The organism is Geodermatophilus sabuli (genome assembly GCF_010686765.1).
Lineage (GTDB): Bacteria > Actinomycetota > Actinomycetes > Mycobacteriales > Geodermatophilaceae > Geodermatophilus > Geodermatophilus sabuli_A.
Genome location: NZ_JAAGWF010000007.1, coordinates 289,340 through 308,274, shown reverse-complemented (window position 1 = coordinate 308,274; position 18,935 = coordinate 289,340). Strand labels below are relative to the sequence as shown.

Below are 18,935 nucleotides of genomic sequence, written 5' to 3'. Positions count from 1 at the left end.
AGCCTCTGGACGGGGCCTGACCGGCCCGGGCCGGTCCGGACGTGACGGAGACCCCGGAGGTCGTCGACCTCCGGGGTCTCCCGCGTGCCCGGAGACCGGGGCTCAGCCGGTGCCGACGCCCCGCGCCCGGGCGGCCGTGACCACGAGGTCGACCACCGCCTCCAGCGGGAGCGCGGTGCTGTCCACGACCAGGTGGTAGTTGCCCGCGGCGGCGGGGTCGCACCGGTAGAAGTGCCGCACGTAGGCCTCGCGGGCCGCGTCGTTGCCCGCGAGGTCCCGGCGCACCTCCTCGCGGGAGTGCCCGGTCCGGGCCACCGCGGCGGCCAGCCGCTGCTCCGGCGGGCCGTCCAGCCGCACGTGCAACGCGTCGGGACGGTCCCTCAGCACCAGGGCGGCGGCCCGGCCCAGCACGACGCCTCCGGGTCCGTCGGCGATCTCGTGGAGGATCCGCTCCGTCTGCTGGCGGTACGCCCGCTCGTCGGGCTGCGGCGCCATGGGCACGACACCGCCCACCGGGTCGGGCATCGCACCCAGCGAGGCGACGATCCGCCACAGCCCGCGGGCGACCCGCTCGTCGTTGGCCTCGGCCTCGGCGAGGGACACCCCGAGCCGGCCGGCCACCTCGACCGGGATCGCGCGGTCGTGGAAGGCCAGCCCCAGCCGCTCGGCCACCGCCGGGCCGACGTCGGCACCGCCGGCCCCGTACGAGGCGGAGATGGTCACCACACCACCGGAACGGCCACCGCCCCCGGTCACGACGCCCTCGGTCCTGCCACCCATGTCCGCTCCTCCCGACCCCCGGGCGGCAGATCCTTGCCCAGGAACACCGCATCCGGCGACTCGGCGTACAGCCCGTACCCCGGCACCGCCGAGTAGCCCAGCGCTGCGTAGAGGGCCAGGGCCTCGGGCTGCCGGCTCCCGGAGTTGAGCACGACCGCGCGGTGACCGGCCGCGGCGGCCGAGCTCTCCAGGGCCGCCATGAGCACGGCGGCCAGCCCGCGACGGCGGAACGCCGGCTCCACGTAGACCCGCTTGACCTCCACGACCCCGGTCGCGTGCACCCGCCAGGCCCCGCACCCGGCGGGGACGCCGTCCACCTCGGCCACGAGGAACAGCCCGGCCGGCGGCTCGAACTCGGCGGGGTCGACGACCGCCCCGTCGGGCCCGCCGTAGCGCGTGACGTACTCCTGCTGCACCCGGGCGACCAGCGAGCGTGCGACCGGGTGCTCGTAGCCGACCGCCCGCAGCAGCACCGGGCGGCCGTCGGTCAGCACCTGCTCAGCGGAAGTGCACATGCCCCGTCCCCCCTGCGCCCACGGCCGCGGCGACGGCGGCGCCGTCCTCGCCATCGACCCGCACCCCCGGGCCGTTCGGCGCCGCCCGCACCGCGCCGATCGCCGTCCACCCCGGTGGCAGGACGGTCCGGGGCGGGAAGGTCGCCAGCAGTGCGTGGTCCTCCCCGCCGGTCAGGACCCAGGCCAGCGGGTCCCCGCCGAGGGCGGCGGCCACCTGCTGCAGGGGCCCGGGCGGCTCCAGGGTGGCCCGGACCAGCGCCGCGCGGTCCACGTCCACCAGCACGCCGCTGTCCGCGGCCAGGTGGCCGGCGTCGGCCAGCAACCCGTCGCTGACGTCGCACATGGCCGTCGCGCCCGCCACCGCCGCGGCCGGACCGGCCGCGTAGGGCGGCGTCGGCCGGCGGTGGGCCTGCACCACGGCGATCGGGCTGCTGAACCCCCGCCGCAGCACCGCCAGCCCGCAGGCCGACCAGCCCAGCCGCCCCGCCAGGGCCAGGACGTCGCCCGGTCGCGCCCCGGAGCGCAGCACGGGCGCCCGCCCCGCCAGGTCGCCCAGCGCGGTCACCGAGAGGACGACGGAGTGGCTGTCGGGCGCCGCCGCGACGGTGTCCCCACCCACCACGGCCGCACCCAGCGGCGCGCACTCCTCCGCCAGCCCGGTGGCCACCCCCTCCAGCCAGGCCGTCGACGTGTCCGGCGGGCAGACCAGCCCGACCAGGAGCGCGGTGGCCACCCCACCCATCGCCGCGACGTCGGCGAGGTTGGCCGCCGCGGCCTTGTGCCCGACGTCCTCGGCCGAGGACCAGTCGCGACGGAAGTGCACCCCCTCCACGAGGACGTCGGTGGTGGCCACGACGCGACCGTCCGGGGCGCGGAGGACGGCGGCGTCGTCCCCGGGACCGACCTCGGTGGCCCGGGCCGCGCCGGACCGGGCCACCACCCTGGCGATCACGCCGAACTCGCCGACCACCCGGACGCTGTCGGCCGGATCGTCGCGGGGCAGCAGGGGCCGAGGGCGCATCACCGGCGGCCTCCCGCTGCTGGGGTAGGTTGCCGAACTGTCCGCCCGCCGGTGCGGACGCCGCATCGGCAGCGCTGCCCGAGGAAAGGTCTCCCGTGGTCCACGCCTACATCCTCATCCAGACCGAAGTCGGCAAGGCCGCCCAGGTCGCCACCACCATCGCGCAGATCTCGGGAGTGACCAGGGCCGAGGACGTCACCGGCCCCTACGACGTCATCGTGCGGGCGGAGGCCGAGACCGTCGACGAGCTCGGTCGCCTCGTCGTCGCCCGTGTCCAGTCCGTCGACGGCATCACGCGCACGCTGACCTGCCCCGTCGTCAACATCTGACGCCCTGACCGCGAACAGCCCGCCGACCGGCACCGAGCAGGTCGGACGACCGCCCGCCCGCCCGCGCCCGGAGGACCCCCTGCGGCGGGTCGCGCTGATCGTCACCGCCGTGGTCCTGCCCGTCGTCGTCGTGCTGCTCGTGCTCGTCCGTGTCCTGGGCATCGGCGACGACACCGGCGGAGTCGCCGCGGTCGGCCGCACCCCGCCCCCCGAGCGGGCCGACCTGCCGCCGCTCCCGGTGCAGGTCCCGCCGGTCACGCCGGAGGCCGAGGCCGCCTGCCCCGCCCTCATCGCGGCCCTGCCGCTGGAGCTGGCCGGGGAGCCGTCCCGGCCGGTGCAGTCGGACTCCCCGTTCGCCTACGCCTGGGGTGAGCCGGCGATCGTGCTGGTCTGCGGGGTCGACCGGCCAGCGGGGCTGGAGCCGACCTCGCCGCTGATCCAGATCAACGGCGTCAACTGGTTCGTCGACACGACCGACCCCGAGTCGATCACGTGGACCGCCGTCGACCGCGCGGTCCACGTGCAGGTCACCGTCTCGCCCGACACCGACAGCGCCCCGGTGACCGCCCTGGGGCCGGTCATCAACGACGCCCTCCCGATCCGGCAACCCTGACCCCCGGGGTCAGGACGGCGGCAGCCGCTCCAACTGGGCCGCCACCACGGCGTGCACCTCGTCCGTCGCTGCCTCCACGGAGCCTGCGACGGCGGTCACCGCGACGCTGAACACCCCGTGCGCGCACCAGGCGAACGCCGCCGGCCCGGACATGCCCGACCCGGGGTCGGCCTCGTCGAGGACCAGCAGGCGGCAGCCGCCGGGGAGGTGCGGCGGCTCGTCGCGGAGCACGGCGCCGTAGAGCTCGGCGTCGTTGGCGGCCAGGTCCCGGGCGTAGGCGCCGGCGCCGGCCCGGGTGACGAACTGGTCGACGAACACGCTGACGAGCGGCCCCGGACCGGCCCCCCAGAAGCGCTCCCAGCCGTACCGGTAGCCGTAGTCCTCGAGGACCTCGCGCTCCCGGTCGGGGTCGTCGGCGTACCCCGCGACGTCCTCGGCGCTCTTCTCCCCCGCCGGTGGCGTGAGGTCCGCGTCGGCCACCCGCGCCAGCCCGGAGGGCACGTCGGTGACCAGCAGCCGTTCCAGTTCCGCGGGCGAGGACGGCGTCGGATCGGCCGGCGCCGCGGTGGCGGCCCCCTCGACCGTCGACGAGCAACCGGTCAGCACCGCCGGCAGCAGGGCCAGCAGCAGCGCGGTCCCGCTCCGCAGGGCCGGCCCCGGCGGGGTCACGCCCGCGCGCCGCCGTCCACGGCCGCGCCGGCCGCCGGGCGGGCCCCGGCCAGCGCGGCCTCGACCAGCCGGTCCACGAGCTCGGCGAACCCCACCCCGGTGGCCTCCCACACCCGCGGGAACATCGAGATCGGGGTGAAGCCGGGCATCGTGTTGACCTCGTTGACGACCAGCCGGTCGGCGCCGTCCGGGCCGGTGCCGAGGAAGAAGTCGACGCGGGCGAGCCCCTCGCAGTCCATCGCCAGGTAGGCGCGGCAGGAGGCCGCCTGCACCGCCCGTACCTGCTCGGGCGTCAGCCGGGCGGGGACGTCGAACTCGGCCGCGTCGGCCAGGTACTTGGCGGTGAAGTCGTACCAGTCGGTGCCCGGGCGCAGCCGGATCTCGGCCGGCAGGCTCGCCTCGGGAGGCCCGCCGCCGGGACCGGCGAGCACGCCGCACTCGATCTCCCGGCCCGGCACGGCGGCCTCCACGACCACCTTGGGGTCGACCGCGGCCGCGGTGGCCACCGCCTCGGGGAACTGCGCCCAGTCGGTGACCCGGCTGATGCCGATGCTCGACCCGGCCCGGGACGGCTTCACGAACACCGGCAGGCCCAGCCGCTCCCGGGCGGCCGCGTCCAGGACGTCCGGGTCGGCGGACAGGGCGCCCCGGGCGTCGCGCAGGACCACGTGGTCACCCTGGACCAGGCCGGCCGCGGACAGCAGCTTCTTGGTGAACTCCTTGTCCATCGAGGCCGCGCTGGCGAAGACCCCGGAGCCCACGTAGGGCAGCCCGCTCATCTCCAGCAGACCCTGGACGGTGCCGTCCTCGCCGTAGGCGCCGTGCAGCACCGGGAAGACGACGTCGACCTCGACCCGCGGGCCCCCGTCGAGGGGCACCAGCCCGCGGCCCCCGGGGTCGCCCACCAGCGTCACCGGCGTCCCGCCGGTCACCTCAGGCAGCACGCCGTCCGTGATCGCCAGGACCAGCCCCGGGTCGGGCAGCACCCACCCACCGTCGCGGGTGATGCCGACGGGGACCACGTCGTACCGGTCGGGGTCCAGCGCCGCCAGGACGCTCCCCGCGGAGACGCAGGAGATCGGGTGTTCCGCGCTGCGACCGCCGAACACGACCGCGACGCGCAGCTTGCCTGCCTGTCCGCTCATCGCGGCCGACCCTAGTCGAGCGCTCCCGGCGGCCCGGGGCGACGGGCGGCCGGCCGCTCGAGGGGCTGTCGCCACGGGCGTGTGGGAACCTCGTCGCCGATGTCCGAGAACGTGGCCGCCCCGCCCGGCGGGGGGTCTCCCGGGACCGCGACCGGCGACCACGGTGCGCCGCGGACCGTCCCGCGCGGTCTGCGCCTGGCGGGCGCCGCCGTCCACCTCTACACCGCCAGCGGCACGGTGCTCGGGCTGCTCATCGTGCTGGCGGCCTTCGACGGGGACGCCGTCCTCGCGCTGTGGCTGGGACTGGCGGCACTGGTGGTCGACGGGACCGACGGCATGCTGGCCCGTTGGGCGCGGGTCAAGGAGACCATCCCCTGGTTCGACGGGGCCCGCCTCGACGACATCGTCGACTACCTCACCTACGTCTTCGCGCCGGTCGTGCTGCTGTGGACGACCGGGTCGCTGCCCGACGGGGCCCTCGGGTGGGCCGTGGCCGCGCTTCCGCTGCTGGCCTCGAGCTACCAGTTCTGCCGGATCGACGCGAAGACCGACGACCACACGTTCCTGGGCTTCCCGAGCTACTGGAACGTGGTGGCCTTCTACGCCGTCGTCCTCGACACCGGTCCGGCGGTGACGGCCGCGTTCGTCGTGCTGTTCTCCGTGCTGGTGTTCGTCCCCGTGCGGTACCTGTACCCCTCGCGCGCGCTGGCCCTCCGGCGGACCAGCCTCGTGCTGACCGCCGCCTGGTTCGTCAGCTATGCCGTCCTGCTGGTGCAGATGCCCGACCCGGACCCGGTCCTGGCGGTGCTGTCGCTGGGGTACCTCGGCTACTACCTCGCCGTCAGCGGCTGGCTGACCGCCCGAGCGGCCCACCGACGCCGGCGGGACGCCTAGCGCACCAGCGGGTTGCGCAGCACGAGCTCCACGTTGCGGTCCTCGGGGCCGCCCGCGAGCCCGGCGTCCAGTCCGGCCCACGGCACGTTGGCCGACAGCTCCCGGTGCAGCGAGGCCAGCGCGGCCGGCTCCCGCGCCACGGGGTCGAGCGGGTCCGGCGGCCGGGCGGGGCTGTCGTGGTCGACCATCGTGCAGACCAGCGACAGCGTGCCGTCGGCGTTGTCGAGGAACTCCACCAGCCGCGCCTGACCCGGCCAGTCGACGACGGCGCAGGTGGTGACCTCCCAGAACCCCCGGCCCGGCTCGGCCGCCGACGCCCACGGCCGCACCTCGCTGACGTGGGTGTGCCCGTTGAGCCACAGCACCACGTTGGGGAAGCGGTGCAGCAGCGCGACGAGGTCGGCTCCGCCCAGGACACCGGCGTCGGCCGCCGGGCGGGGGTGCAGCGGGTCCTCGCGCATCAGCGTGGAGGAGCCGTGGTGGGAGATGACGACGACGAGCCGGTCGTCGTTGCCGGTGGTCACCCGACTGCCGTCGGGCTCCAGGTGGGAGGAGGAGACCTCGCGCAGCCGGTCGGCCAGCCACCGGCCCTGCGCGGCGTCGAGCGAGCCGTCGCCCCCGCCGGTGACCCGGGTGGTGTCCAGGCAGACCACCCGGACACCGGGCAGCCCGTCCCACACGTAGAACGCCGTCCCGTCCCGGAGGTTGGCCTCGGTGAACCCGTGCCCGTCCGGCTCGCCGCCGTCGGCCAGGTGGGCGGCGACGAAGTCCCGGCGGTCGATGAACCGGCGTCCGGCCAGCGGCGTGACCGTCCGCGCGCCCGCGGTGGTGAAGACCTCCGAGGAGTGCGTGAACAGCCGCAGCGCGTCGTCCAGCGGCACGTCGGAGGCGAACTCCACCGGCTTGCGGTCGGCCAGCAGCAGACCCTGCAGCGCCGGCGTGGGCACGCCGACGCCCTGGATGAGCGCCTCGTGGTTGCCGTGACAGGCCAGCCAGGGCAGCCGCAGCCCCTCGGCGACGAAGGGGGCGAACGCGGCGGCCAGCAGCCCGGGCCGGTCGGGGAAGCCGTGCCGCGACCGGTAGAGGTCGGGCTCACCGCCACCGTCGCACTCCGGCCGCCAGAACAGGTCGTGCGGCCAGCCGGCGGCCTGCACCCCGTCGTAGGCGGTCAGCCCCGCACCCGGTGAGACCAGCCCGCCCCGGAGGATGTCCAGCAGCAGGCCCATCTCGTTCCACTGGGCGTTGTCGATCGCGTCACCGGTGGTGATCACGACCTGCACCGGGTGTCCGGTCCGCGGCCCGCCCGACAGCCCGTTGAGGGTGCGCACGAGCGCGTCGATGGCGTGCGCGGTGATCGCCTCCTGCGGCCGGTGCATCGGCACGAGCGCGCGCATCCGCGGATCGGTGAAGTGGCCGTTGAAGAACTCGAACCGGGCCGGGGAGCAGACGTCGGCCAGCTGCATGTCCGTGACGTGCGCCAGGCAGGCCAGCACGCGGGTGCCGGTCCGCGGCCGCTCCCACGTGGAGCCGACCAGCTCGCGGCGCGTGCGGTGCGGCTCGCCGGCGTGCCAGGCCAGCGAGAGGTAGTCGGTGTCCCGGCCGCGGCCCAGCACCGGCCCGGCTCCGAGCACCCGCTCGAGCGTCGTCCGGCTCATGCAGGGACGGCGGGGACGGCAGCGGGCACCGTGGTCGGGTGCTCCCGACGGCCGGTCGCGAAACGCGGCGTCACAGCGCGTCCAGCGCAGCGGCCAGGTCGGCGACGAGGTCGGCGGTGTCCTCGATCCCGCAGGAGAGCCGGACGAAACCCGCAGGGACGGCGTCACCACCCCACTGGGCCCGCCGGTCCAGGGTGCTGTGCACGCCGCCGAAGCTGGTCGCCGCCGTCCACAGCCGGCTGGCCGCGAGCAGCCGCCCGACCGCCGCCTCGTCGGCCAGCTCCGCGGAGACGACGCCGTTGGGCCGCAGCATCTGCCGGGCCGCCAGCCGCGCCGAGGGGTCGCCGGCCCGCCACGGCCACCGGACCCCGGTCACCGCCGGGTGCGCGGCGAGCAGCTCGGCCACGGCCGCGGCGGTGGCCGCCTGCCGGGCCAGCCGCAGGTCCAGGGTGCTCATCGACCGGTGCCCGAGCCACGCCTCGAAGGCGCCCGGCGTCCCGCCGGTGTGGTCGCGGAAGGCCTTGAGCCGGGCGTACAGCCGGTCGTCGGTGGTGCTGACGTGCCCCAGCAGGAGGTCGCTGTGCCCGGTCAGCGCCTTGGTGTCGCTGCCGACGGTGAGGTCGGCGCCGAGGTCGAGGGGCCGCTGCCCCAGCGGGGTGGCGGTGGTGTTGTCCACGGCGAGCACCGCACCCGCCGCGCGGGTGGCGCGGGCGACTGCGGCGATGTCGCAGACGTCCAGCTGCGGGTTGCTCGGGGTCTCCAGGACCACGAGCGCGGCGCCCGCCAGGTCACCGCGGGCCGCCACCTCCTCGATCTCCAGGGTCGGCACGTACTCGACCCGGACGCCGAACCGCTCGAGCTCCTCGCGGGCCAGCAGCCGGGTCGTGTAGTAGCCGTCGGCGGGCAGCACCACGCGGTCCCCGGCCCCCGTGACCGCCAGGACGGCGGCGCTGACCGCGGCCATCCCGGTCGCGAAGGACAGGCAGCGCCCGCCGTCCAGCTCGCCGACCGCCGCCTCGAAGACCCGCAGGGTCGGGTGCTCCGTGCGGGCGTAGGCGTCGGCGCCGCCGGACCGGGGCGGGAGGTCACCCAGGTGGTAGGGGGCGGCGAACACCGGGGAGGGCCGCAGCGGCGCGCCCGGCTGCGGCGCCGGCTCCCCGGCCCGCACCGATCGGGTGCCGTCGCCCCACCCGCGCACGCTCCCTCCGGCTCCGCCCGGGGTCGCGTCGGTCACTCCGGCTCCGCCCGGGGTCGCGTCGGTCACTCCGGCTTCGCCTCTCGGGACATGATCTCCTTGACCATCTGGGCCGCCGGCACGCCCTCGTGGCAGACCCGGACGACGGCCTCGGTGAGCGGCATGTCCACGCCGTGGGCGCTGGCCAGGTCCAGCACCGGCCGGCAGCTCTTCACGCCCTCGGCGACCTGCCGCGTCGTCTGCTGGACCTCCTCCACCGTCATCCCGCGGCCGAGCTTCTCGCCGAAGGTCCGGTTGCGTGACAGCGGTGAGCTGCAGGTGGCCACGAGGTCGCCGAGGCCGGCCAGCCCGGCGAACGTGCTCAGCTCCGCGCCCAGCGCGGCCCCGAGGCGGGCGGTCTCGGCCAGACCCCGGGTGATCAGGGAGGCCCGGGTGTTGTCGCCGAAGCCCATCCCCTCGGTGATCCCGCAGGCCAGCGCGATGACGTTCTTCACCGCGCCGCCGAGCTCGCAGCCGACCAGGTCCCCGTTGGTGTAGGGCCGGAAGTAGGGCGTGTGGCAGGCGGCCTGCACCTGTGCCGCGCGGCGCTGGTCGGTGCAGGCGATGACGGTGGCGGCGGGCTGCTCCTCGGCGATCTCCCGCGCCAGGTTCGGCCCGGACAGCGCCGCCACCCGGTCGGCCCCGGCACCGGTGATCTCGCAGATGACCTGGCTCATCCGCTTGGTGCTGCCGAGCTCGATGCCCTTCATCAGGGACAGCAGGACCGACTCCGGCGGGAGCAGCGGCGCCCACGCGGTGAGGTTGTCCCGCAGCGACTGCGACGGGACGGCGAGCACCACGATCTCGGCCTCGTCCAGCGCCTCGGCCGGGTCGGTCGTGGCCCGCAGCCCGTCCGGGAGGCGGATGCCGGGCAGGTAGTCCGCGTTCTCCCGGGTGCGCGTGATGGCCTCGGCCAGCTCCGGACGCCGGGCGTGCAGGGCGACCGCGCAGCCGGCGTCGGCCAGCACTTTGGCGAAGGTGGTCCCCCAGGAGCCGGCACCGAACACGGCCACCCGGGTGCCGTGCCCGTCCCGTGAGCTCACGCGGCGCTCCCCGGCAGGTCACCGGGCGTCGAGCCCTGGGGTCGCCGGGCGAAGGTCAGGGGGGCCGGCTCGCCCCGGAGCTCGGCGAGCTGCTCGCGCACGGCGCCCATCATCCGGTCGGTGACCTCCCGCAACAGGTCGGCGGTCAGGGGGCGGCCGGCGCGCACCTGCACCCGCAGGTCGGCCAGGTCGACCGGCTCGCCGACGACGTAGTCCGCCGGCGTCCGGAACCGCAGGTGCAACCGGCCGGTGTGGTAGTCGTGCACCCGCTGCGGCCCCCACTGGGCCACCGGCAGGACGACGGCGTCGGTGGTCAGCGCCAGCCGGGCCACGCCGGTGCGCGCCTCCATCGGCCACCAGTCGGGATCGCGGGTGACCGAACCCTCCGGGTAGATGACCACGACGTTGCCCGCCGCCAGGTCCGCCTGGGCGGCCGCCAGCGAGCCGCGGGCGTCGGCCGATCCCCGCGCGACCGGGATCTGCCCGGCGGCGCGCAGGATCCGCCCGGCCAGGCCGTGGAAGACCGACGCCTTGGCCAGGAAGTGCGGGACGCGGCCGCAGTCCCACACCAGCCGGGCGCAGGCGAGCGGGTCGAGGATCGAGACGTGGTTGGCGACCACCAGCACCGGCCCGGTCCGGGGGAAGCGCTCGGGGTGCCGGTAGCGCAGCCGGAACAGCAGCGCGGCCGCCGGGTAGACCACGAGGAAGCACAGCCACAGCGCCGGGGGGAACGGCCGCCGGGTGCGCCACGGCGACGGCACCCGCCCGTGTCGGCGCGCCACCGGGGAACGGTCCTCGCTCACCGGCGCCTCCCTCCTGGTCCGGCCGCGCTGGCCGCGCGGCGGTGTGATCTGCGTCCATGATCGGGCCTCGGCCTGCTCCGGCCGCGCACCGGGTCCCGGACGGCGTACGGCGACGGTCTGCCAGGCCGGGGGATTGTGCTCACATTGTCGCCGTGCCCCGGTGGATGGTCGTCGTCCCGGCGAAGCGCCTGCCGCTCGCCAAGAGCCGGCTGAGCCCGCTCCCCGGCGGCCTCGGCGGCGCGCACGACCGCCTCGTCCTGGCCCTGCTCGCCGACACGGTCGGCGCCGCCCTGGCGTCCCCGGCGGTGGCCGGCGTCCTGGTCGTCACCGACGACGAGGACGCTGCCGCGGTGGTGACCGCGCTCGGGGCGCGGACGGTGCCCGACGAGCCCGACGCCGGTCTGAACGCGGCGCTGGCCCACGGTGCCCGGGTCAGCGGGAGCCCGGCGGTCGCCGCGCTGTCCTCCGACCTCCCGGCGCTGCGCCCGGAGGAGCTGACCGCGGCACTGAGCGCGGCAGGGGCGGCACCGCGGTGCTTCGTCGCCGACGCGCAGGGCACGGGGACGACGCTGCTCACCGCCTCGGGCAGCGAGCTGGCCCCCGCCTTCGGGACCGGGTCGGCCGCACGACACCGGGCGGGTGGAGCGCTCGAGCTGACCGGCCCGTGGCCCGGGCTGGCGCGCGACGTGGACACCCCCGCGGACCTCCAGGCCGCTGCCGCCCTGGGCGTGGGCCCGCGCACCGCCGCGCTGCTGACCGCGGCCCGGTGCCCGGCACCCTGACCGCCACCCGGTGTTCACCTCTCTACGGCACGATGACCGGGTGGCATCCACCCGATCCGGCGCACACGACGCCCGGTACATCAACCGAGAGCTGTCCTGGCTGGAGTTCAACGCCCGCGTGCTGGAGCTGGCGGAGGACGACTCGCTCCCGCTCCTGGAACGGGTGAAGTACCTGGCGATCTTCGCCAGCAACCTCGACGAGTTCTTCATGGTCCGCATCGCCGGCCTGAAGCGGCGGCAGAGCACCGGCCTGACCGTCCGCTCCCCCGACGGCCTGACCATCCGGGAGCAGCTGGCCCGGGTCACCGGGCGGACCCGCGACCTCGTGCACCGGCACGCCGACGTCTTCACGAAGGACATCACCCCGCAGCTGGAGGACGCCGGGATCCGGATCGTGCACTGGGACGAGCTCGCCGACACCGAGGCCAAGCGGCTGCGCGAGTACTTCCGCGACCAGGTGTTCCCGGTGCTCACCCCGCTGGCGGTCGACCCGGCCCACCCCTTCCCCTACATCAGCGGGCTCTCGCTCAACCTGGCCGTGTCGGTGCGCGACCCCGACACCGGCGCACCCCGGTTCGCCCGCCTCAAGGTGCCCAACAACGTGCCCCGGTTCGTGCCGGTCGCCGCGGTCGACCCGGCCGCCACCTTCCTCCCGCTCGAGGACCTCATCGCCGCGCACCTGCCGCAGCTGTTCCCCGGACTCGACGTCCTGGACCACCACCTGTTCCGGGTCACCCGCAACGCCGACCTTGAGGTCGAGGAGGACCGCGACGAGGACCTGCTGCAGGCCCTCGAGCGGGAGCTGGCCCGCCGGCGGTTCGGCCCGGCGGTGCGCCTGGAGGTCGCCGAGCCGATGGACCCCCGGATCCTCGAGGTGCTGGTCTCGGAGCTGGAGGTCGACCCGGAGGACGTCGTCCACGTGCCCGGCCTGCTGGACCTCGCGGCGCTGTGGGCGCTCTACGACCTCGACCGGCCCGAGCTCAAGGACGAGCCGTTCGTGCCGGCGACCCATCCCCGGCTGTCGGAGGGCGAGACTCCCAAGAGCGTGTTCGCCACCCTGCGCGAGGGCGACGTGCTGCTCCACCACCCGTACCACTCGTTCGCGACGAGCGTGCAGCGCTTCATCGAGCAGGCGGCCGCCGACCCCGACGTCCTGGCGATCAAGCAGACGCTGTACCGGACGTCGGGCGACTCCCCGATCGTCACGGCGCTCATCGAGGCCGCCGAGGCGGGCAAGCAGGTCGTCGTCCTCGTGGAGATCAAGGCGCGCTTCGACGAGGAGGCCAACATCTCCTGGGCCCGCTCGCTGGAGCGGGCCGGCTGCCACGTCGTCTACGGCCTGGTCGGGCTGAAGACGCACTGCAAGACGGCGCTGGTCGTGCGCCGCGAGAGCGGCGTGATCCGCCGGTACTGCCACATCGGCACCGGCAACTACAACCCGAAGACCGCCCGCATCTACGAGGACGTCGGGATCCTCACCGCGGACCCCCGGGTGGGCGCCGACCTCACCGACCTGTTCAACACCCTGACCGGCTACTCCCGGCAGACGGCGTACCGCACGCTGATGGTGGCGCCGCACAGCGTCCGCGCCGGGCTGCTGGAGAAGATCCGGCGGGAGGCCCGGCACGCCGCCGAGGGCCGGCAGGCGGGCATCCGCATCAAGGTGAACTCGCTGGTCGACGAGCAGCTGATCGACGCCCTCTACGAGGCATCGGGGGCCGGCGTGCGCGTGGAGCTGCTCATCCGCGGCATCTGCGCGCTGCGGCCGGGGGTGCCCGGGCTCTCGGAGAACATCCGGGTGCGCTCGATCGTGGGCCGCTTCCTCGAGCACTCGCGGGTCATGAACTTCTGCAACGACGGCGACAGCGAGTGGTGGATCGGCAGCGCCGACCTCATGCACCGCAACCTCGACCGCCGGGTGGAGGTGCTGCTGCGGGTCTGCGACGACGTGGCGCAGCGCCAGCTGCAGCACGCGTTCGACGCGGCGATGGCCGACGGGGTGCGCTGCTGGGAGCTGGGCAGCGACGCCACCTGGACGCGCACCGGCGAGCGCGACTACCAGGCCGGACTGCTGGCGGCCGCTGGTGAGCTCGTCGGCTGAGGCGCCGCCCGCGGTGCTGGCCGCGGGCGGTGCACTGTGGCGACCGGCCGACGGTGGCGGGATCGAGACGGCCGTCGTCCACCGGCCGCGCTACGACGACTGGTCGCTGCCCAAGGGGAAGCTGGACGCCGGCGAGCACGCGCTGACCGCCGCCGTCCGCGAGGTGGCCGAGGAGACCGGGCTGACCGCGATCGCCGGCCGGCGCAGCGTCCGGTCGGAGTACGCGGTGGGCGACGGCACCAAGCGGGTCGACTACTGGCTGATGCGCGTGGTGGGCGGGGAGTTCGTGCCCAACGACGAGGTGGACCAGTTGCGCTGGCTGCCCCTGGAGGACGCCGCGGCGGTGGTCAGCCACGAGGCCGACCGGGCCGTGCTGGCCGACCTGGCGCGCACCGACGTCCCGCGGGAGCCGGCGGTGCTGCTGGTGCGGCACGGCCGCGCAGGCGACAAGTCGGGCTGGGACGGCCCCGACGAGCTGCGCCCCCTCGACGGCAAGGGCCGCCGGCAGGCCGCGCGGTTGGCCGAGGTCCTGCCGCTGTTCGCCCCCTCCGCGGTCCTCTCCGCCCGGCGCACGCGGTGCCGGGAGACCGTCGAGCCGCTGGCCGACCGGCTGGGCCTGCCCGTGCAGGACCTGCTGGAGCTGGGTGAGGAGGAGTTCGCCGCCGATCCGGAGGCGGGTGTGGCGGTCGTCGAGCGGCTGCTGGCGCGCGACGTGCCGGGCGTGACCGTCGTGTGCAGCCAGGGCGGGGCGATCCCGTCGGCGCTGGTGGCCCTCGGCGTCCGCGGGCCCGGTGCCGTCGACGGCGTGTGGCCGCCGGCCGCGAAGGGCAGCGTCTGGGCGCTCGGTGGCCGGCCCGGGGCGCTGGCCGCCGACTACTACCGCGACTTCGCCCCCGGCCCCCACGACGGCGCCGCCCCCCGCCCCCGCTGAACCCCGAGGGCAGAGACGCCCGTCTCTGCCCTCGGGTCCGTCGTCAGGCGGGGAGGGCGGGGAGGGCCCGGGGCAGCCAGGGCTGCCGCGCCGCCTCGTAGGCCTCGATGTCGGACAGGTGCCGCTCGGTCAGGCCGACGTCGTCGAGGCCCTCGAGCAGCCGCCAGCGGGTGTAGTCGTCGATCTCGAACGGCACCACCGTGTCGAGGAAACGGACCTCCTTGGCCTGCAGGTCGACCGTCACCGCCGTCGTCGGGTCGCCCTCGACCGCCGTCCACAGCACCTCCACGGCGTCCTGCGGCAGGAGCACGGTGAGCAGCCCGGCCTTGGTCGAGTTGTTGCGGAAGATGTCGGCGAACCGGGAGCTGATGACCACCCGGAAGCCGCCGTCCAGCAGCGCCCAGACGGCGTGCTCGCGGGAGGAGCCGGTGCCGAAGTCGGGGCCGGCGACCAGGATCGAGGCGTCCGCGTACTGCGGCTGGTTGAGCACGAAGTCGGGCTCGTTGGTGCGCCAGGCGACGAACAGGCCGTCCTCGAAGCCGGTGCGGGTGATCCGCTTGAGGTACTCGGCCGGGATGATCTGGTCGGTGTCGACGTTGGTCCGCCGCAGCGGGGCCGCGGTGCCGGTGTGGGTGGTGAAGGCGTCCATCGGGGTCAGACTCCAGCGCTCGTCAGCTCGGCCGGCTCCAGGTCGGCGGGGGCGGTCAGCTTTCCGGTCAGTGCGGTCGCGGCGGCCACGGCGGGGCTCACCAGGTGGGTGCGTCCGCCCTTGCCCTGCCGGCCCTGGAAGTTCCGGTTGCTCGTGGACGCCGAGCGCTCCCCCGGCTTGAGCTGGTCGGGGTTCATGCCCAGGCACATCGAGCAGCCGGCCCCGCGCCACTCCGCGCCGGCCTCGAGGAAGACCCGGTCCAGGCCCTCGGCCTCGGCCTGCGCCTTGACCGCCACCGAGCCCGGGACGACGAGCATCCGGGTGTCGGCGTCGATGTGCCGGCCGCGGAGCAGCTCGGCGGCGACCCGCAGGTCCTCGATCCGCCCGTTGGTGCAGGAGCCCAGGAAGACGGTGTCCACCTCGATCTCGCGCAGCGGGGTGCCGGCGGACAGGCCCATGTAGGCCAGCGCCTGCTCCGCGGCCCGGCGGTCGCCCTCGTCGGCGAAGTCGGCCGGGTCGGGCACGCTCGCCCCGATGGGCAGGCCCTGGCCGGGGTTGGTGCCCCAGGTGACGAAGGGGGTGAGCGACGCCGCGTCGATGTGCACCTCGCGGTCGAAGACGGCGTCCTCGTCGGTGCGCAGCGTCGACCAGTGCGCGACGGCGGCGTCCCAGTCGGCGCCCTGCGGCGCGTGCGCGCGGCCCTGCAGGTAGTCGAAGGTGGTCTGGTCCGGGGCGATGAGCCCCGCCTTGGCGCCCGCCTCGATCGACATGTTGCAGATCGTCATCCGGGCCTCCATCGACAGCGCCTCGATCGCGCTGCCGCGGTACTCGATGACGTAGCCCTGTCCGCCGCCGGTGCCGATCTGGGCGATGACGGCCAGGATGACGTCCTTGGCAGAGACGCCGGGGGGCAGCTCGCCGTCGACCGTCACGGCCATCTGCTTGGGCCGGTACTGCGGCAGCGTCTGGGTGGCCAGCACGTGCTCGACCTCGCTGGTGCCGATGCCGAAGGCCAGCGCGCCGAAGGCGCCGTGGGTCGAGGTGTGGCTGTCGCCGCAGACGATCGTCATGCCCGGCTGGGTCAGCCCGAGCTGCGGGCCGATGACGTGCACGATGCCCTGGTCGCGGTCGCCCATCGGCGCCAGCCGGATGCCGAACTCGGCGGCGTTGCGGCGCAGCGCGTCGACCTGCGCCCGGCTCACCGGGTCGGCGATCGGGGCGAGGATGTCCAGCGTGGGGACGTTGTGGTCCTCGGTGGCCATCGTGAGGTCGGGACGGCGCACCGTGCGACCGGCGGCCCGCAGCCCGTCGAAGGCCTGCGGGCTGGTGACCTCGTGCACGAGGTGCAGGTCGATGAAGAGCAGGTCCGGCTCGCCCGCGGCACTGCGCACGACGTGGGCGTCGTAGACCTTCTCCGCCAGGGTCTTCGGCACGGTGGGTCCCTCCTCGGTAGCGCTCGCCCCATCCGACTGGATTTCTCAGGATGTGGGATGCGAGTATTGCTCTGTGGGACAGCCTAACCCCGTTGCCGTGCTCGACAAAGCCGTGGCCATCCTCCGGGCCGTCTCCGCGGAGCCCGCGACCCTCGCCGAGCTGGTCGAGCGCACGGGCCTGCCCCGCGCCACCGCCCACCGGCTGGCCGTCGCCCTCGAGGGCCATCGCCTGGTCCGGCGCACGTCGGCCGGCGCGTGGGCGCCTGGTCCCGGGCTCGCCGAGCTGGGCCGGGGCACCGCGGACGTGGCCGAGATCGCGGGCCGGCACCTGGCCGCCCTGCGCGACGCGAGCGGGGAGAGCGCCCAGTTCTACGTGCGCGACGGCGCGGCCCGGGTGTGCGTGGCGGCCGCCGAGCGCACCAGCGGCCTCCGTGACACCGTCCCGGTCGGGGCGCGTCTCCCGATGACCGCCGGCTCCGCGGCCCACGCGCTGCTGGCGTTCGCCCCCGCCGACGAGGTCACCCCCCTGCTGTCGGCCGCGAGCTTCACCACCCGGACGCTGCTCGACGTCCGCCGACGCGGCTGGGCGCACAGCATCGCCGAGCGGGAGCCGGGCGTGGCGTCCCTGTCGGCGCCGGTGCGCGACCCGGCCGGCGGGGTGCTGGGCGCGGTGTCCATCTCGGGGCCGGTCGAGCGGCTGGGCCGGCGTCCGTCGCCGGAGGTCGTCGGCGCGGTGCTCGACGCGGCGTCGGCCATCTCCCGCGCCGCCCGCTGACAGCGGACGCCCACCGTCGGCCATGGGCCGGTTGCCGGCCGGCGCGGCGTGTCGTCGCGCGTCCCCGGCAACGAGCCCATGACCACGGCGGGTGGGGCTTCACCCGGGCCCGGTCCGGGCGGACACTGCCCGCATGGACGCGCCTCCGGTCACCACCCGCGGACGCCCGCGGGTCGCTGAGCCCGGCGAGGGCATCGGGCTGGACGAACTGGCCCTCGCCACCCGCAACCACGGCCTCCCGCTGGAGGCCCTGCGCTACGACGTCACGCCGCCCGGCCTGCACTACGTGCTGACCCACTACGACATCCCGGCGGTGGACCCGGCGTCGTGGCGGCTGACGGTCACCGGCGCCGTCGACCGCCCGCTCACCCTCGACCTCGACGCGCTGCGGGCCCGGCCGTCGGTCACCTCCCGGGTGCTGCTCGAGTGCGCCGGCAACGGCCGCGCCCGCCTGGAGCCCCGGCCGGTCAGCCAGCCCTGGCTGCTCGAGGCGGTCGGCAGCGCCGAGTGGACCGGCACCCCGCTGGCGCCGGTGCTGGCCGAGGCCGGCCTCTCCCCCGACGCGGTGGACGTCGCCTTCACCGGCGCCGACCACGGGCTCGAGCGCGGCGTGGAGCAGGACTACACCCGGGGGCTGTCGCTGGCCGAGGCCCTGCGGGAGGACGCCCTCCTCGTCTGGGCGATGAACGGGCAGCCCCTCCCGCCGCAGCACGGTGCCCCGCTGCGGCTGGTGGTCCCCGGCTGGTACGGCATGGCGCACGTGAAGTGGCTGACCCGCATCGACGTCCTGACCGAGCCGTTCACCGGCTACCAGAACGTGACGTCGTACCGGTTCAAAGTCGACGCCGACGACCCCGGCGAGCCGGTGACGCGGATCCGCCCCCGGGCCCTGCTCGCGCCGCCCGGGTGGCCGGACTTCATGAGCCGCGAGCGGTTCCTGCGGCCGGGGCCGGTGCTCCTGTCCGGGCGCGCCTGGTCCGGCCGCGCGCCGCTGACCGGCGTGGAGGTCAGCTGCGACGGCGGCACGACGTGGACGGCGGCCGACCTCGCCCCCGCTGATCCGGGGAACCCGTACGCCTGGCGGGCGTGGACCCTGCCCTGGACCGCCCGGCCCGGCAGCCACATCCTCGTGGTCCGGGCCGCGGACGCCGAGGGGGCCCAGCCGACCGAGCAGGAGTGGAACCGGCAGGGCATGGCCAACAACCTGGTCCAGCGCGTACCGGTCACCGTCCTCGACTGACGGGCTCAGTGCGGCGGGGGCGCGTCCCCGTCGTCGGCCCTCTCCGGCGAGGCGACCACGATCGGCCGCAGCCGGGACCACAGCACGAACGCCAGCGCGAACGCGATCATGGCGAGGCCGACCCAGAGGTTGGCGTTGAACCCGTCGGTCTTCTGCAGCGCCTCCTCGTCGTCGTCGACCAGGCCCACGACGACCAGGACGACGCCGTAGAAGCCGATCAGTGCGGCGATGACGTTGCGGACGTCGAACGCCCCGGCGGCGTGCTCCCCGCCGGAGTCCCCGCCCGCGTCGCCACTGCCGGCGGCCCCTCCTGCTGTGCTCAT

The 18,935-nt window shown here is 75.5% G+C and carries 20 protein-coding genes; 8 read left to right on the top strand and 12 right to left on the bottom strand.

The window, feature by feature from the left end:
• Positions 1-102 precede the first annotated feature (102 nt).
• The 3 genes from GCU56_RS06390 to GCU56_RS06380 are packed head-to-tail and all read right to left on the bottom strand — an operon-like array spanning position 103 to position 2,316.
• Complete coding sequence (locus tag GCU56_RS06390) at positions 103-780, bottom strand: AAA family ATPase (RefSeq protein WP_163480658.1); 678 nt, start codon at positions 778-780, stop codon at positions 103-105.
• Positions 753-1,295 carry a GNAT family N-acetyltransferase gene (locus tag GCU56_RS06385; protein ID WP_163480657.1) on the bottom strand — a complete coding sequence of 181 codons (543 nt, stop codon included), beginning with the start codon at positions 1,293-1,295 and terminating at the stop codon, positions 753-755. Before GCU56_RS06385 ends, GCU56_RS06390 begins: the two co-directional genes overlap by 28 nt.
• Positions 1,279-2,316, bottom strand: coding sequence for a thiamine-phosphate kinase (locus tag GCU56_RS06380; protein ID WP_163480656.1), 1,038 nt, complete (start codon positions 2,314-2,316; stop codon positions 1,279-1,281). The genes GCU56_RS06385 and GCU56_RS06380 overlap by 17 nt, the downstream gene beginning before the upstream one ends.
• A 95-nt stretch (positions 2,317-2,411) precedes the next feature.
• Here GCU56_RS06380 and GCU56_RS06375 point away from each other — a divergent pair, with 95 nt between their 5' ends.
• Both GCU56_RS06375 and GCU56_RS06370 read left to right on the top strand, forming a co-directional pair.
• The gene (locus GCU56_RS06375; protein ID WP_163480655.1) at positions 2,412-2,645 is read left to right on the top strand and encodes an Lrp/AsnC ligand binding domain-containing protein; all 234 of its coding nucleotides are present in this window, start codon (positions 2,412-2,414) and stop codon (positions 2,643-2,645) included.
• Positions 2,646-2,754: 109 nt separating this feature from the next.
• On the top strand, positions 2,755-3,258 hold the full coding sequence (locus tag GCU56_RS06370) for a DUF3515 domain-containing protein (RefSeq protein WP_345771680.1): 504 nt from the start codon (positions 2,755-2,757) through the stop codon (positions 3,256-3,258).
• Positions 3,259-3,267: 9 nt separating this feature from the next.
• Here GCU56_RS06370 and GCU56_RS06365 read toward each other — a convergent pair whose 3' ends face one another.
• A complete protein-coding gene (locus GCU56_RS06365; RefSeq protein WP_163480654.1) occupies positions 3,268-3,927 on the bottom strand; it encodes a hypothetical protein in 660 nt (219 codons plus the stop codon).
• On the bottom strand, positions 3,924-5,072 hold the full coding sequence (locus GCU56_RS06360) for a D-alanine--D-alanine ligase family protein (protein WP_163480653.1): 1,149 nt from the start codon (positions 5,070-5,072) through the stop codon (positions 3,924-3,926). The genes GCU56_RS06365 and GCU56_RS06360 overlap by 4 nt, the downstream gene beginning before the upstream one ends.
• 99 nt (positions 5,073-5,171) lie before the next feature.
• Here GCU56_RS06360 and GCU56_RS06355 point away from each other — a divergent pair, with 99 nt between their 5' ends.
• Entirely contained in the window at positions 5,172-5,966 is a 795-nt protein-coding gene (locus tag GCU56_RS06355) for a CDP-alcohol phosphatidyltransferase family protein (RefSeq protein WP_163480652.1), read from the top strand.
• Here GCU56_RS06355 and GCU56_RS06350 read toward each other — a convergent pair.
• The 4 genes from GCU56_RS06350 to GCU56_RS06335 all read right to left on the bottom strand — a co-directional run bounded on the left by GCU56_RS06350 (position 5,963) and on the right by GCU56_RS06335 (position 10,701).
• Positions 5,963-7,621: a TIGR03767 family metallophosphoesterase gene (locus tag GCU56_RS06350; RefSeq protein WP_163480651.1), complete on the bottom strand. Its 1,659-nt coding sequence runs from the start codon at positions 7,619-7,621 to the stop codon at positions 5,963-5,965. The two genes, GCU56_RS06355 and GCU56_RS06350, sit on opposite strands and share 4 nt — an antisense overlap.
• 70 nt (positions 7,622-7,691) lie before the next feature.
• On the bottom strand, positions 7,692-8,855 hold the full coding sequence (locus tag GCU56_RS06345; RefSeq protein ID WP_345771679.1) for a cystathionine gamma-lyase: 1,164 nt from the start codon (positions 8,853-8,855) through the stop codon (positions 7,692-7,694).
• Positions 8,856-8,881: 26 nt separating this feature from the next.
• Positions 8,882-9,898: an NAD(P)H-dependent glycerol-3-phosphate dehydrogenase gene (locus GCU56_RS06340; RefSeq protein ID WP_163480650.1), complete on the bottom strand. Its 1,017-nt coding sequence runs from the start codon at positions 9,896-9,898 to the stop codon at positions 8,882-8,884.
• Complete coding sequence (locus GCU56_RS06335; RefSeq protein WP_163480649.1) at positions 9,895-10,701, bottom strand: 1-acyl-sn-glycerol-3-phosphate acyltransferase; 807 nt, start codon at positions 10,699-10,701, stop codon at positions 9,895-9,897. The genes GCU56_RS06340 and GCU56_RS06335 overlap by 4 nt, the downstream gene beginning before the upstream one ends.
• Before the next feature lie 152 nt (positions 10,702-10,853).
• On the opposite strand from GCU56_RS06335, the gene cofC reads away from it, so the two are divergent.
• Genes cofC through GCU56_RS06320 form a run of 3 tightly spaced genes read left to right on the top strand, consistent with a single transcriptional unit; the run spans position 10,854 to position 14,515 of the window.
• Positions 10,854-11,483, top strand: a complete 630-nt coding sequence (cofC, locus tag GCU56_RS06330) for a 2-phospho-L-lactate guanylyltransferase (protein ID WP_345771678.1) — start codon at positions 10,854-10,856, stop codon at positions 11,481-11,483.
• Between the two features lie 40 nt (positions 11,484-11,523).
• Positions 11,524-13,584 carry an RNA degradosome polyphosphate kinase gene (locus GCU56_RS06325; RefSeq protein WP_163480648.1) on the top strand — a complete coding sequence of 687 codons (2,061 nt, stop codon included), beginning with the start codon at positions 11,524-11,526 and terminating at the stop codon, positions 13,582-13,584.
• On the top strand, positions 13,568-14,515 hold the full coding sequence (locus tag GCU56_RS06320; RefSeq protein WP_163480647.1) for an NUDIX domain-containing protein: 948 nt from the start codon (positions 13,568-13,570) through the stop codon (positions 14,513-14,515). The genes GCU56_RS06325 and GCU56_RS06320 overlap by 17 nt, the downstream gene beginning before the upstream one ends.
• Positions 14,516-14,558: 43 nt before the next feature.
• On the opposite strand, the gene leuD is transcribed toward GCU56_RS06320, so the two are convergent.
• Both leuD and leuC read right to left on the bottom strand, forming a co-directional pair.
• Positions 14,559-15,164: a 3-isopropylmalate dehydratase small subunit gene (gene leuD, locus GCU56_RS06315; RefSeq protein WP_163480646.1), complete on the bottom strand. Its 606-nt coding sequence runs from the start codon at positions 15,162-15,164 to the stop codon at positions 14,559-14,561.
• Between the two features lie 5 nt (positions 15,165-15,169).
• Entirely contained in the window at positions 15,170-16,597 is a 1,428-nt protein-coding gene (gene leuC / locus GCU56_RS06310; protein ID WP_163480645.1) for a 3-isopropylmalate dehydratase large subunit, read from the bottom strand.
• A gap of 97 nt (positions 16,598-16,694) precedes the next feature.
• Between leuC and GCU56_RS25045 the strand changes: the two genes are divergently transcribed.
• Together GCU56_RS25045 and GCU56_RS06300 are read left to right on the top strand one after the other, a co-directional pair.
• The gene (locus GCU56_RS25045; RefSeq protein WP_440588733.1) at positions 16,695-17,372 is read left to right on the top strand and encodes an IclR family transcriptional regulator; all 678 of its coding nucleotides are present in this window, start codon (positions 16,695-16,697) and stop codon (positions 17,370-17,372) included.
• Positions 17,373-17,505: 133 nt separating this feature from the next.
• Positions 17,506-18,612 (top strand): sulfite oxidase, encoded by a 1,107-nt coding sequence (locus GCU56_RS06300; RefSeq protein ID WP_163480643.1) that lies wholly within the window; start codon positions 17,506-17,508, stop codon positions 18,610-18,612.
• A 5-nt stretch (positions 18,613-18,617) separates the two neighbouring features.
• Here GCU56_RS06300 and GCU56_RS06295 read toward each other — a convergent pair whose 3' ends face one another.
• Entirely contained in the window at positions 18,618-18,935 is a 318-nt protein-coding gene (locus GCU56_RS06295; protein ID WP_163480642.1) for a hypothetical protein, read from the bottom strand.

Excerpts from the sequence above, each read along its gene's own strand:
- GCU56_RS06295 (WP_163480642.1), bottom strand. The coding sequence starts at position 18,935 with ATGAGCACAGCAGGAGGGGCCGCCGGCAGTGGCGACGCGGGCGGGGAC.
- leuD (WP_163480646.1), bottom strand. The coding sequence starts at position 15,164 with ATGGACGCCTTCACCACCCACACCGGCACCGCGGCCCCGCTGCGGCGG.
- GCU56_RS06350 (WP_163480651.1), bottom strand. The coding sequence starts at position 7,621 with ATGAGCCGGACGACGCTCGAGCGGGTGCTCGGAGCCGGGCCGGTGCTG.
- GCU56_RS06385 (WP_163480657.1), bottom strand. The coding sequence starts at position 1,295 with ATGTGCACTTCCGCTGAGCAGGTGCTGACCGACGGCCGCCCGGTGCTG.
- GCU56_RS06380 (WP_163480656.1), bottom strand. The coding sequence starts at position 2,316 with ATGCGCCCTCGGCCCCTGCTGCCCCGCGACGATCCGGCCGACAGCGTC.
- GCU56_RS06390 (WP_163480658.1), bottom strand. The coding sequence starts at position 780 with ATGGGTGGCAGGACCGAGGGCGTCGTGACCGGGGGCGGTGGCCGTTCC.
- GCU56_RS06355 (WP_163480652.1), top strand. The coding sequence starts at position 5,172 with ATGTCCGAGAACGTGGCCGCCCCGCCCGGCGGGGGGTCTCCCGGGACC.
- GCU56_RS06300 (WP_163480643.1), top strand. The coding sequence starts at position 17,506 with ATGGACGCGCCTCCGGTCACCACCCGCGGACGCCCGCGGGTCGCTGAG.
- GCU56_RS06360 (WP_163480653.1), bottom strand. The coding sequence starts at position 5,072 with ATGAGCGGACAGGCAGGCAAGCTGCGCGTCGCGGTCGTGTTCGGCGGT.